The organism is Candidatus Magnetaquiglobus sp., from assembly GCF_058402785.1.
The window spans coordinates 65,226-80,279 of sequence record NZ_JBZVFG010000011.1; the positions used below are offsets into that span (position 1 = coordinate 65,226).

The following is a 15,054-nucleotide window of genomic DNA, read 5'->3' on the forward strand; positions in this document are numbered from 1 at the left end:
GGGTCAAAACTTTCTTGCGACCATTCTCATGGCGCGCACTGCGGTGCCGTACCCAGGGTCAGATTCTGCGTCGTGCCATCGCCCGAGATGGCCGTCACCGCGCAGGAGGTGGCATAGCCGCTACCCGTGGTGCTCCAGTTGCCGTTCGTGGCGGCAAACACCTTGAGCGTGTAACTCTGGTTGGGTTCCAGACCCTCCAGCCTGTAATCCCCGCCGCTGTCGCTCACCGCACGATCCCGCTCCACGCCGCTGGCATCATACGCCAACACCAGCGCCTTCACCGATGCCGTCGTGCCGTCACTCGTCACCTTGCCGCGAATGATCCCAGCCGACTTCACCACCGACAGATCCTTCACCTGATCCCCATCCGTACCCACCGTCACCGTGTCGCCCACCGTCCCTTCCGTGGTCCACACATCCACCCGATACGTCCCGGCAGGCAGACCCTTGATCGCGTACTTGCCCGCCGCATCCGTCACCGCCCCTCCACCGGTCGCCAAAACCTCCGACCAGGCGTTCACCCACGCTCCCGAAACCGCCGTCGATCCCACCCTCACCGTCCCGCTGATCGCACGACCGCTCTCCATCGCCACGTTCAGGCCCGTGGTGTTCCCCTGCAACAACACACCATTCACGTCGTTCCAACCATACGTCCACGACACCTCCGTGACCGCCCCACTCGCCACCGTCACGCTCTTGGTCCGCTTGGACACATAACCAGGCGCCATCACCTCCACCGTATAGGTGCCTGCCGCCAGACCTTCCAGCTTATACGTGCCGTTCCCCGTCACGCTCGTCCGACCACCACCCGTCGAAGACCAGGCGTTGATCTCCACCACGTGCGTATCACCCACACCGCTCACAGCGCCCGAAAGGGTCAAAAACAGATTGGACGCGTTGCTCAGGTCGAAGTTGATCCCGCTCACCGCTCCGCCCGAACTCACGGTCACCGGGCTATGTTGATCCCACGCCACCGTCACCCCGCTCGTCGTGTAGAACAAACCCTGCATGCCACGCCACAATCCGATCACATAATCGCTCCCATCCGGCAACCCGGTCAACCGATACGTCGCCGCACCACTGCCATCCGCCGTCGCGCCACCCACCACAAACGCTCCCGTCGCAGGCGACCAGGCATCCACACGCGCCCACTCGTAGGCTTTCAACCCGCTGATCGATCCACCGATCGATCCTCCCGTCGAGGCCGCGAAGTTCACCCCACTCACATTCCCGTTCGTGGTATCCACCCCTTCCACATGCCTGGGCACATACCCTTCCGACAGAAAACTCACCCGGAAGTCCGACGCCTGACCCAGACCACCGAGCGCATACCCGTCCGTCCCCGTGCCGCCGGCCTGCACCGAATTCCCGCTCCACGAGTAACTGCCAGGCGACCATGCATCCACCCAACCCCACTGACCTTTCTGCAAACCGGTCACCTCTCCGCTGATGCTCCGACCGCTCGACACCCGCATGGTCACCGTACCATCCTGACCCGAAACATTCACCAGTTTGGCCTTGTCCCAGGTATCCGGTTCCGCGTTCTCGCCGGCATAGGAGCCGCCACGAATCTTCGCGCCCCAGATCGAAATCCGGTAATCCTCGGCCTCCTCCAATCCCTTGATCTCCACCTGAACGGACGACGTATCGCTCGTCGAGACCAACTCCCCGCCACCCCACGACCAGGTGGATTCCGAAAACGCATCCACCCACGCCTTCTCGCCATTCGGCAGGCCGCTCACGACAACCGTCAGCTTGCGACCGCTTCCCAGCGACACATGCACATAGCGCTCCGACGACATGTCGATCAACGTGGCACGATCCCAACCCACCACACCGCCACCCGTCGCCGGATACCCACTCCCGCTCACCTCGCCCTTGAAGTTGCCCACCTTGAACAGCGCATCCGGACCCCCGATGAACAACCGATAGTCGTCGCTCGACTCCAGACCCTTCACATCCACGCTCACCTCGGTCTGACCCGCATTCACCTTCGTCTGTTTCCAGCGACCACTCCCAAGCTTCTCGGACCAGAGGTTCACGTCCACAGCCTTCGTCCCTGCAGGTATGCCGTCCACCTTCACATGCAGGGTCTTGGTCTGAATCTTGTTCAAATCGATCCCAACACCCACCACATTGCCGTTCAACGTGCTGATCAGGGTCGCCTTCTCCCAACTCTTCGCACCCGACCCCTCGCCCCCGACCACGCCGCCATAGTACCCGGCAGACACCTCGTCGCTCTCCGAGCGCCAATCCAGACGGTAATCCTTCGCAGGGGCCAGACCCGTCACCTCATAGCTCACATCCTGGCCCGTCCCGACCACCTCCTTGCCGCCCCACGACCCCTCGCTCTCCGACCAGACGTTCAGCCACAGCTTCACCCCGCTCGTCAGACCCTTGATCGTGCCGCTGATCTTGGCACCAGAGTTCATCTGAATGTCCACATCCTCCCGATTGCCGTTCGACACGTCGATCAGCGTCGCCCCATCCTCCTTGCCGACATTCTTGTAATACGTGGTCCGGTATTGACCGCTCCATCCCCACACCACCGCGATGTAGTTGCTCGCAGGGGCCACCGTCACACGGTAGTTGCCGTTCTCGTCGGTATTCGCCCCATACCATTGGCCGCCGTCCTTCGTGTGAACATCCACCCACGTCCAGGCCATCCCGTTGTTCTGGGCATCCGTCACCCGTCCGGAGATCGTGTTGCCGCTGGTCAGATTGAAGTCCACGGTCGCGGTGCCATCCGGCTTCTCCTCACCGATCGCCGAACCCGGCGCCGGACGATAGAAACCATCCTCATCCTCGATGTACTTGTCCTTGGCGCGCGCAAAGACGCCCGTCACACCCGCAGCCTGCACCCGCACCAGAACCGGCTCCGGCGGCAGATACTGCTCGTTCCACAGATTGACCTCATACCAGACGGTTTGGCCCGGAGCTGGATTCGGAACCAGCATGGCATAGTGACCGCTGGAATCCGTGGACTGACCACCACCCTGACGCGCCTCGTGCGACCAGGCATTCACCCAAACGTTGGCCAACGGTTGACCATTCCCCGTGACCGTGCCCTTGATCTCGATACCTTTGCTCACCTTGACGAGCAGACCCTTGAGATCATGGCCGATATCCGTCTGAGGCCAGGCGACCTCGCCTTCCGCGTCACGATTCAGATCCTTCTCGAAGCGAACCGCCTGCTGCCAATCGTTGCTTAACGAGAAACCAGACTCCATGGAGCCGGTCACCACGCCCCCCATGAAGCCGCTGCCCGGCACCCACATCCCCTGCTGGTCAACGTGACCACCGGGATAAATGCTGATATCAAACGTATTATCAACTCCCTGTTCCAGATTTACCGACGGCAGATTCATGGTGAAATACCCACCCTGATCCGTGGCCATGCCACCAAACGGGGTGTTGACCCAGGCATAAGGAACCGGGTTGTCCTGCCCATCCACCACCCGACCCTGAATCGGCTTGCCCGCATCGACCCGAATGCCGATCACCAGCGACTTGTCCATCAGGATGTTGGTGACCAGGTGCTCATCCCATTGCGACATCACCATGCCCGGCACCACGCCCGGCTCCTGGCCGGAGATGTCGTTGTGGGTCAGGACCTGCGTGGCATCGATCACACTGGCCTTGACCAGCGGACGCGATTCATGCTCGCTCTCGACCCAACGACTCACCCAGGAGGCCTTGGGAGGCGTGATCCAGCTGCCGCCCTGGAACTTGACCGCGTTGGAACACTCCGGATTCGACGTGGCGGCACCTTCGCAGTAGGCTGGCCAGACATCCACCTTGTACTCCTTGCCCGGAATCACCGTCACCGAGAAGGAGCCGTCATCTCCGGTACTCTTGCTGAAATTGCTGTTCCAATCGTGGGTGTGGACGCTCACCGAGGCCCCCTTGACCGGAGTGCCATCGCTGCGCACCACCTTGCCGGAGAGAGTCATGCCGGTCACCAGATCCATGTTGACCGTGACGGAGGACTTGACCTCGAACACCTTGGCGCTCGACCACTCCTGCGTCACATGCCCCTCGCCATCGGCAAACCCCCCAACCAGGCCATTGGGAAGCTTCTCCTCGACCGGCGGATTCAGATCCCATCTCCAGGTAGAACTCGGAATCTCGATCCGATAACGGCCCGGTTGCGCGGAAAACTCATACTCACCCAGCGCGTTGGTACGCACCTCACCCCAAATCCCGTAGGAGTTGGTCTCCGGATCCAACTCCGGCTGGAAGCGCACCGGGATATCGTTCAGAGGCGTCGTCCCTCCCGAGGTCACCTTGCCCTTGATGGACAACGAGGCCAACAGTTGGGCATCCACTACCGTATCCGTGTCGATGCGATACTTCTTGGCCGCATCCATGTTGCCATTGACCGTGATGTTCTCCGTGGAACCGGTGCTGTAACCTCCAAGGCCAGGCAGCTTCACCTGGGTCTGGGTCTCCCAGTTCCAGTAGTTGGTATTGAAGAAGATCCGGTAGACCGATCCCTTCTTGACGAAGACCGAATACTTGCCATCCTGATCCGTGATCGCGTCGCGCCACTCGGCGACATCGGACGCGCTCTCCCAATCGGGTTGCAACTCAACCTTGACATTCCTGACCGGCTGATTCTCGGCATTCTTCACCACGCCGGAGACGAGCACGCCACTCGGCATGAGCGCATTGAGCGTGGTCGCCTGGGTGAAGTCAAACACCTCGGCCTGATCCCACATCTCGCTGGTCTTGCCGTCACCAGACGCATAGCCACCCCATCCCAGAACCCCCGGAATCTTCACCATCTTCTGCTGGGTGTTGTCCCAATATTCGGAACGGAGCTGCACACGGTACTTGCCAGGCTTGATCGAAGCCGTGTAGGCGCCATTCTCGCCGCTCTTGACCGTCACCCACTCCAGATAGCCGGTATTGTTGTTCCAATCCGGCTGGAACTCGACCTGGATACCGCTCAGACCGCCCTTGCTGTTGGTCACGGTCCCGGAGACCGTGATTTTGGTGCCGCCGGTATCACCGCCGCCACCGCCGCCACCGCCGCTTTGGTATTCGGAGGTCAGTTTGATCACCGGCAGGGTCAACGACTGCTGAACCGGGATCGGCATGGCGTGGTCGTCTTCCGCGCTCAACTGAATGCCGGTTTCAGAGATCGAATGAAGATACGCCTCGGCGCTGTAGGATCCTCCCTCGTAGCTGAACTTGAAGGAGTAGGTTCCCACCGGCAGAGTCATGGAGAAGGTGCCGGACGGGCTGGTCACGACGGTGTACTCGGTGTCGGAAGTGGACCTGGCGCGGATCTGGACATTACCCAGACCATTCGTGCCATCGGTGATGGTGCCGGAGAGGGTCACCATATCCGGCGTTCCTCCCCCACTTCCCACGACCAGGACCAGTTCGCCACTGGTCACGGAGACCGTGAACGAAGCCGCGCTGGTCAGTTGCTCCTTGACATTGACCGTGCCAACAGCAGCAGCCGAATCATACCAGCCGCCCATGAACGATCCAGAGCCGTTGTTCGGCCAGACGCCCACGCAGTGGGTGCCGGGCGTCAGGGGCACCGTGACCACCCCCTCGTCACCCAAACCATAGTGGCTGCCCTCGCCCGAACCACTGACGCACTGCGTGCCATCGTGGCGCAGAATCTGAAGTCCGGCATCCTGAACCGGCGTACCATCCGCAAAGGTGACGCGGAACGGCTTGGCAATCCCCTGATCCGCCGTGGTGAGGGCGAGGGTATGCGGACTGCCCATGGTGGCGGTCGGCACCGACTCGTGCTTGCGCACATAGCCCTCGGCGCCGTAGTTCATCTGCCAGGTCTCCACCTTGTCGGTTTCCGGCGGATTGACACGGGTGAACAAGGCCAACCGGGCGGTATGCTCGTTCGGTTGGCTGGTAAACCAACCCGTCAGTTGATGGGCGTGGGGCGGATTGTACTTGGCGGTATCCATGTGCTCGGCGCGCGCCTGCACGTAAGCACCTTTCAGTTCAACCCCTTCCGGTCCCACGATATCCACCTGACGGATCGCCACCTGATCCGTGGTCAGGGATTTCAAAACGCCAGAAGCATCCACAATCGCCCGCAAAGCACCCGACCAGAGGCCATCGCCCTCCTGATTGTGCTCGAAGAGCGGACCCACGCCTTGTCCCAGGAAGACATGATTGGTCTGGGATTCCGGATTCGTCTGGCCGGGGTGATAACGGGTCTCGACCATCTTCACATGCAGGGCATGCATCACCTTCTGCAACAACTCCGCATCGGTGATCGAATCGCGCCAGTGGGCGAAATAGCCGTTGTCGCGCAACGCTTCCGCCGGAGGCACCGCAGCCAGCAGGTTCACGTTCGGCGTGAGGGTGATTTCGGTTTTGGTGACCGTCCACTTGTCGGGCAGGATCTGGTCGTTGGCATCCAGCTCGAAACTGACGCCAACGTGGGTATGCGTGCCGGCCTGCGTCACCGTGGCGGGGACGAAGGGCTTGGGCGCGGTCAGGTTCTCCTGGGCCAACGTGGCCGCGCCGATGCCGGTCGCGATGTCCGGATCGGTCACGAAGCCAAAATGGATGGTGCGGCTGGTGCGGTTCTGCCAGAAATCCACACGTTTCTCACCATGGAAGGTCAAACCATGCTCATTCAGGGTGTAATAGCTCTCCCCATCGCCGTTGCGCTCCACGGAGACGGCCCGATCCTTGAGCATGGCCGTGCCATGGGCGACGGAAGCCTGCATGGAGTACTCAAGCGTGCCGCCCGAGGTCGTTGACTTCGGCTGCCAAAGACCATGGGTCACCAGGGTGGTCTCCGCCGGGAAGAGCCAATCCACGATGGAAATCGCGGTGTCCGGATTGGCCGGCGGATTCAGACAGGTGACCGTGGTGGTCGCCTGGTCCGTGCCGACGGTCACATGGACCGTGGCGGTCCCGGCCTTCTTGCAGATCACGCCCGTCTCGGCCAGCTCAATCACATCCGCACCCGCCGTGATGCCGGGCACCGCGCCGCTCGGGACATTCACCGCGCGGGCTTGGCTGCCAACCGTCAGGTTGATCGGTTCCAACGTGAAGGGGGTGCTTGTGCCGCCACCCGACGGCGCGGTGCAGAGCACCTCCACCACCTTGCTCTGATTGGCCGCGTCGAAAACCGTCACCGTGCCGCTGCCCGCACCCGAACAGCTCAATTTGGCACCCGTGGACGTGTACTCGAACACCGAAAGGAAGCCGGCACTCGTCTCATAACGATAGGTCGGCGTGCCACCGCTCACCACGATCTGACCTTGAACACCGACGGTCAGACTCTGCGACGAAAGGGTGGCGGTCAACGACGCCGGAGTCGGATTGACCCGATCCGCATCCGTGAGCGCGAACGAATAGGCGGGCGCCGTGTCCACCTGAACGTCCTTGCGCACGAAACCTTCCGCGCCATAGCTGACATTCCACTGGGTCACCTGGTCGTTATCCGGCACGTTCAGCCGGTTGAAGGTGATGAACGAGACCCGATTGCCACTGGCCTCCTTGAACCAACCCGTGTTGTTGTGGGTGTGGATCGTGTTGTAGAGCGCGGGATCCAGATGCGGGGCGTGCATGGAAACATAGGCCCCGGTCAGGGTTGATCCTTCCGGCCCGACGATCTCGACGCTCCTGGTCGTGACACCGGTCAAGGTCAGGGCATGCACATCCCCATTCGGATCCGTGAAGGCCCACAAGGCCCCCTTCCAGACCCCATCGTGCTCTCTGTTGCGCTCGTAGACGACACCCAGCCCCTGAACCAGATAGATGTCGTTGGTCTGGCTGACGGCATTCGCGACCCCCTGGGTACCGAACGCCTCGTAGCGGGTCTCGATCACCTTGACGTGCAAGGCATGGGTCAGTTTTTTCAGAAGTTCCGGATCCGTGACCGAATCACGCCAACCGGCGAAGTACCCATCCACGGTGGATGGATCCGCGGGGGTGGAGAAGAACTCCGACGGCGGCACCGGGGACAACAGGTTGACGTTGCCGTTGACATGAATTTCGGTCTTGGTGACCGACCACTTGTCACTCTTGAGAGTCCCGGTCGCGTCCACTTCGAAACGGGCCGTGTACACGGTGTTGGAACGCTCGCTCGTCAACAGACCCGGAACCAGCGTGACCGGAGCGGTGCGATTGGCATCGGCCAAATCGGCCTCCGTGATCCCGGTGGTCAGGTTGGGCGGGTTGATCAGGCTGAAGTTGACGGCAGACTCCATGGTGTTCCGGTCGCGATCGAACCGTTTCTCTCCATGAAAGGCCAGACCATGGGTCTCATCCAGGGTGTAATACTCCTCCCCATCCTCGTTGCGCATCACCTTCACGTCACGGCCATGCCATGTTCCGGCACCAAGCGCGCGGCTCGCTTGCAAACTGGCGTCGTACCGGACAGGGGTACCATTCGGCTGCCAACGGGTGTTGGTGACCAGGGTGGTGTTCTCCGGGAACAACCACTCCGGCAGTCTCACCAGGGTATCCGCCGGGGCCGGAGCCACGCAGTTGACCGTGGTGGAGCCTTGGGCCTGGGTACCGAAGGTGATCTTGACCTGGGCGGTCCCCTCCTTGAGACACTTCACGCCGTTGATCGGGTCGCCCAGGATCATGTCGGGCGTGGAGACCGAGGTCACCTCGATGGTCGGTGTGCCGAGGGTGGTCGGGAGGTTCAAAACGCGATAATGGGTGTCGTCCACGCTCAGATTCACCGGACTCAGCGTGACCGTCGCCATGCTCATGGTCGGCGGGACTTCGGAGAACTGGAAGAACGATGTCGTTTGTACCGGGCTGTCGGATGCCACCAGTGGTTGGCCTGGCTGATCGGCCTGGGTCAATGTCAGAACCTGTGGATCGGTGATGGCGCTGGTCTGGACCGGAACGGTTTTCGGCATGAAACCCATGGCGCCATAGGTGACGTTGAGCACCTCCACCTGATCATCCGCCGGCGGATCGAGGCGGTTGAAGAGGGTGAACAGGGCGCTGTTGGTTCCCGGCGTTTCGTTGATCAGGGATACCGCATTGTGACCATGCGGATTGCTGGCAAAGGCGCCGCTGGTGTGATCCCCGCGCGTCCAGACGAAGGCACTGTTCAGAACCGTGCCAACCGGCGCGTCGATGCGCACCTTGCGGGTCTTGACCCGTTGCGCCGACAGGGATTTCAGCTCACCGGTCAGGGAGGTCATCGCGGTCAGGCCACCCTTCCAGACGCCGTTGTTCGCCGCAGTCACCTCGTAGACCGTGCCCAGATCCTGGGCCTGATAGAGGTGGCTGGTGAACTGGCTGGAGGGGGTCGTGACGCCCATGGCGGTGTACTGGGACTCCACCATTTGAATATGGGCCACGCGGGAGATCTTGTTCAACAGATCCGGATGGGTGATCGTGTCACGCCAATGGGCGAAATAGGTGTCGCTGGCCCGCTCGGTCGGGGGGACCGAGGCCAGCAGATTGACGTTCGGGGTCACCGTGATTTCGGTTTTGATCACGGTCCAGCTGGAGGGAATGATGTTCCCTTGATCATCCAGCGCGTAGCGCACCACATACTGGGGCGAAACCACCCCCGAGGCGAGGTCGTGCGGCATGCGCGCCGGAGGCGTGGTGCGGTTGGAGTCCGCCAGGTCGGCGGAAACCACGCCGGCACTCGCCAGATTCGGGGCGGTGATCAAACCGTAATGGATGTAACGGGTGCTGGCATTCGTGCCGAGGGTATTCTCCTTCTCGCCGTGAATGGTCAGACCGTTGGCATCGTGGGTGTAGTAGATCTCACCCCAGCTGGTGGCATGGATCGACACACTCCGATCCTTGAGGGTGGTGGTTCCGCCGGTGCGCGAATAGTCCAGGAAATTCTCGACGACCGAAGAGCCGTTCGCCATCCAGCGGGCCTCCGTCACCATGGTGATGTCCGGAGTCGGGAAGACCCAGCGCGAGGTGTCGGTGGTGGTGATCTCGGCAACCGGAGCCACGCAACGAACGGTGGTGCTCCCCTCGGTGTTGGCGCTGGTATTGACGATGCCCACCGTGGCCGTTCCCGCCTTCAGACAACTCACCCCCGTGGCCGAACCGGAGATCACGTCCGTGCCGGTCAAGACCGTCACCGTGGTGCCGGTCGGGAAGGAGAGCGACCGCATGCCGCTCCCCACGGTCAGATTGACCGGATCATACGAGACCGTGGTCGGCGGAACGGCATTGCAGGTGACCGGTACGGACGCGGTATGCGAGGCCGTGTCCAAAACGCCCACCGTGGAGCTTCCCGCCTTCATGCAGTAGATCTCGGCGGAGGTGCCGGTAATCTCACCCAGACTGATCACGCCGGAGTTATCGACCTGGATCGAATACGAGCCGCTGCCACCGCTGAACACCAACGTGCTTTTCGCGCCGACATTCAGATTCAACGAGGTCGGATCGACCGCAAACGAGACCGCCGCCGCGTTGCAGGTCACCGCGACCGAACCACTCTGTGCTTGCGCACCGATGCCGCTGTCCGGAATCCGTAGCGTGGAGGTTCCGGCCTTCAGACAGGTGATCGTCGTACCCGTGGCCGCGGTGTCGGAGAGGGAAATCACGCCGGCACTGGGCGGATCAATGTTGAAAGAATAGGGCGTGGTGCCCCCGCTGACGGTGACCGCAGAGCTTTGGCCGACAGTCTGGGTCAACGAGGTGGAGGAGACCCAGAGCGGGGTGGATGTGCCACCACTGGCCAGAGCGGGCTTGGGGCCGAAGGTCAAGGAACCAATACGGGCCATATCGTTGTATTCGAAGTACTGACCCCCGCCACTCTTCCACACGCTTGAATAGACATCGACACGATAGTGACCGGTCAGATTCATGAATGCGCTCAGCGGACAGGAAATTTCCACCGTCTGTCCGGAGATCACATAACTGGCCGGAGTGAAGGTCTGGGAATTATGGTAGCAGTTGATGCTGTTCCCGCTCAGATAGATGTAGGTGACATCATAAACAGGCGTATCGATCGCCGTGAACATCACCGAATAGGTCGCGGTAAACCCGGCAGGCATGACATCGGATGCACGGTCGATGCGCAGATAGACCTTACCGCTGTCCTGGGCGACGAACAATCGGCGAAAATCCGCCGCGCCGTAAGGCGCGATATCGGCCAACGGCACGGTGTTCAAGTAATCGATGACATCGTTGGAAGGATCTGTGAGAACCGGGTTGATATCGGACCAGTCCGCGGTGGCACCGTCCACGGTGATGGTGGAGTTGATGGTGGGCACGTACATGGGCAAGGACGATTGCAGAAGATCGGGAAGCCCATCCCCGTTGACATCCTGATTCAGGCTTTCACCGGCAAAATTGTATTTGTTGTCCGGCAACACGCCACCCATGGTGGCATCCGGGAACAGACCGGCGAACTCGTCGCCAAGAAACGGCGGCAGCATGGCGCGCAGGCTGATGCCATCGAAGATCTTGCTGAGATTCAGATACAGGCCAACATTGCCCGACTCGTCCTTGATCCCGGTCGAGGCGGACAGGGAGGATTTGACCTCGTTCAGGCGCGACGTGGCGCTGGTGATCTCGGATGAATTCAGGGTGAACAGGTTGCTGGTCTGGGAGCCCGAGCGGGACTGGATGGCGGTCATGGCGGCAAGGAGATCATCGACCGCGCTGAGCGCATGGTTCTTGGAAACCGCCAGGATGCTGGTGGCATTCGCGGCAAGGGTGGAGAGATTCGGGTTGGCGGTCTTGACCTGTTCGATGGTCTTGTGTTGCGAATCATCGACATCCACGCCCCATTCGTAGGCCTGCAACCAGTGCAGTTGGGAAAGCCCTGCTTCCAGAATGCCCTTGATCGCCAGAACATCGGCATGATCGATCGTGGTGCCGGCATCCCATGGATCACCCGGGTCGCGGAACGTGAACGCCGCGAGGGTGTTGGGAACCTGACTGATCCGAATGATGGCGTCCGACACCTTGGGGATGACATGGGCATTCAGCCACCCCTTGATCTCCCCCCCGGTCGGAGCGGTGCCCGGCAGGGGATTGGGGCAACGCATGAGACTCAGGCCCAGGTGGCGACGATCGCAACCAAACCCGGCCAGAAGATCGCCCAGTGTCGCCGTGCCATTGCCGTAGTCCGTGGTGGCGGTATTGGCGACCGAACGGGCGGTGTTGAGCACGGCAAACACCTGGGAGACCGAATGCAGCACGCGCGCCTGGTTCAGAAGGGGCGAAGCGTTGGTCGAGGCCAACTGCTCGGCCTGGCCATAAAACTTGTCCGCGACCACGAACCAACCGTGGCTGAACAGGGCATTGCCATACTGGATGAGCGTGGGCACATCCATGTTGGGAAACGGATTCAGAGCGGTATTCTGGATGCTGGTGAAATTGATCGTGGACCGTTTGTCCGAGGTCGAGGCCAGGGCATTGCCACTGATGGGCGCGGAGGCCGGATGTGCCACATAATTGAGCCAGTCGATGCTGACCAGGCCGAGGTTGAACGCCGACGTGCTTCCGATCAGTTGGAACGCGTCCTTGGTTCCGTTCGAGAAGATCATGGGAAAGAACTTGCCATCCATGAAGACGTACACGCTGATGTCCGAGGAGGCCGGCAAATCTTGCAACGTAAACCCCCAGATGATGGGGGAAACCTGACCGGTTGGCTGGGTTTCGACAGCCTGGATCGTTTCGTTGTTGGCGTTCACCGCCACGACAATGGCCTTGTCAACCAGGCTACCGGACACCGATGCGGCCTGGGCGTCGCAGGGCTGGGATCCCAGCCCGAACAGCACCAATGCCGCAAGCACGATTTTCCGTTTGATCCACTGTCCAACCATGTTCCATCTCCTGAAGTGGAATGGCTTTTGATGATACTTATAATTCGAGAGGAGAACGGTTCACGCGCATTCGGTGTCCCGCCATAAACGGCAACATGACGCGAGGAGCCCCTCACCCCCCGACCGTAGACCTCTCCATACGGCGGTTCCACGGTCTCATCATCGGCGCGTGGTCATCACGGCCTGGCGTTGCGATTCGCCAACTCCTGTTGCCGCCTGATCTCGGCCTGTCGCCTGGCCTCGGTCTCGCGCGCCGCGTTGGCACGCTGCTCGGCGACCATCGCCGCCTGACGGGACGCCTCGGCGCGTCGCGCCTCCTCGACCTGACCGGCCTGATCGCGCATCACCGCCGCCTGGCGGTTGACCATGGCACGATTTTCGATCTGCTGCTCTGCCGGGGTTTTGAGGCTTTCCAGATCCTGGCGCAGCTGCTGCAATTTCTGTTGCTCCGGAGCCAGCATCGCCTGGGTGTTCTGTTCGCTGCGGGCCTTTTGCTGCTCCAGGGTGGTCAGTTTGTCCACCAGATCCTTGGGATTGCCTTGACCCGATGCCAGGGTCTCACGGGTGCGGGCCGATTCGTATTCGATCGCCTGGCGCTCGCCCTGGGCCTTGCGGTGTATCAGCGCGATGGCCGACTCGGTTTCCTGGATCGCGGCCATCACCTGGGCCGGACCGCGCACCCCGTGGGTATCCACCCGCGCCGGAGACGGGGGTCTGGAGGAGTCCACCTCGCGACCGCCGGTTTTGGCCGTCTCGGCGCCGCTGGAGCCTTGGATGGTTCCCCGGGTGGGGGCGCCCCCCTTGTCGCCGGATTTGACGGCGTTTTTCTCCTCTCCACCTTTTTTCTCGACCACCGGTTCGGATGGCTCGGAGGGGTGGATGGTATCGTACCGGGTCAGGTTCAGACTGCCCTTCTTGAACACCTTGACCTGGGTGATGCGTTGGGTGTTCTTGTCACCCTTCCCGCCCTTCTGGGGAACCGCATGCACCATGGCATGACTCTGGCCGCTCAGCAGACGCCGCAACCCCTTTTCCAGCGACAGATTCTCGAACTGCGCCGAGACCTTGCCCGACACCTCGGGATCGACCAGAAACGACAGCCCCACCTGGTCGGAGACCTTTTGCAGCGCCTCCCGGATCGGCACGGCACGCAGGTTGACGCTCAGTTTGTGGTTGCGATAGACCACGCTGTCGCCCGCGACGGAACTGTCCGCGCGCCGGATGGACTCGCTGGAGGCGGCAGGCGCCGCATCCAACGGAGCTGGCACGCCATGCAGGAGAAAAAACAACGGTATGAAACGGAAAGCGTTCATCGATCCCACTTCCCCACCCCTCTCGGGAACGGACATGGCAACAGGGAGCCCTGCGTCGAGCGGACCATTTCGACGGTTCATTAATGATCGATTTCGCATCAAATGTCAAAACAATAAAATACCCCCCATCGATTTCAGGGCATTCATTTTGTTACATTACCGAGAAACTCACGCCATGAAGGTCATCGGTCGGGGGTGGGGGGCTCCCCCCAAAGGTACCGCGCGGAAACGTTACAAGGGGAAAACGGAGAAATCGAGGCCAACCCTCAGACCACGGGCAAACGCATGACCCAACGGACTCTCGGCACGATACGTCTCCCGGATCTCGAACGACCGGGATGCCTCATTCCAATCGATGCGCCCGCTGGTGATTTTCTGACTCGTCTTGGGATTTTCCAGCTCAGCCTGGTGAAATTCGATTCTCTGGCGATCCTTGCCGATGCGTGCGGAGCTGGCATGCAGTCGCAACACCGCGCTCTTGTCCAGAAAGATCTCCACCGTAACTGGTTCCAGGATCAGTTGCATGACGCGCGGCAACGCCATGAACATCCCGGACTCTCCGGAACCGGGCTTGCCGATCACACCCTTGAGCAAGGCTCCCACCTCTTCCCCAAGGGATTCCGGGAGTTTATCCTGATTATCCGTGTACCGGTATATTTTCAGATGCGCATCCTGAAACCAGGCATCCTCGATCCCCTTGACCTGGAAGGCCATGAACGACCGGCGCCGCGTGGTGAACTCCCGGGCCGAAAAGGCGCGGATCACCCGATCCCCACGCATCTCGGTCAAGGTCGGACCGCCCACCTGATGGGCCGGACGCGACTCGGCCTGTTTGGCCTCCGGGGTCGTCTCCGGGGGTCGTGGCGACCGATACCCCGCCACGACCCAAAGCATCAACACCACGACACCCGCCAGAAGCAGCCAAAGGCGCCATGCACGCTTCCAGGGACGATCCGTCATCACGG

General features: G+C 61.3%; 3 protein-coding genes. All 3 read right to left on the reverse strand.

From position 1 onward, the window contains the following. Positions 1-26: 26 nt before the first annotated feature. Positions 27-12,776 carry a hypothetical protein gene (locus tag ACV4UY_RS05920; protein WP_491606721.1) on the reverse strand — a complete coding sequence of 4,250 codons (12,750 nt, stop codon included), beginning with the start codon at positions 12,774-12,776 and terminating at the stop codon, positions 27-29. Positions 12,777-12,952: 176 nt separating this feature from the next. Further along, a complete protein-coding gene (locus ACV4UY_RS05925; RefSeq protein ID WP_491606722.1) occupies positions 12,953-14,089 on the reverse strand; it encodes a hypothetical protein in 1,137 nt (378 codons plus the stop codon). Positions 14,090-14,320: 231 nt separating this feature from the next. Further along, positions 14,321-15,052, reverse strand: coding sequence for a hypothetical protein (locus ACV4UY_RS05930; protein ID WP_491606723.1), 732 nt, complete (start codon positions 15,050-15,052; stop codon positions 14,321-14,323). Positions 15,053-15,054 lie beyond the last annotated feature (2 nt).

Coding starts and splice junctions, on each gene's coding strand:
- ACV4UY_RS05920 (WP_491606721.1), bottom strand. CDS start 12,776: ATGGTTGGACAGTGGATCAAACGGAAAATCGTGCTTGCGGCATTGGTG.
- ACV4UY_RS05925 (WP_491606722.1), bottom strand. CDS start 14,089: ATGAACGCTTTCCGTTTCATACCGTTGTTTTTTCTCCTGCATGGCGTG.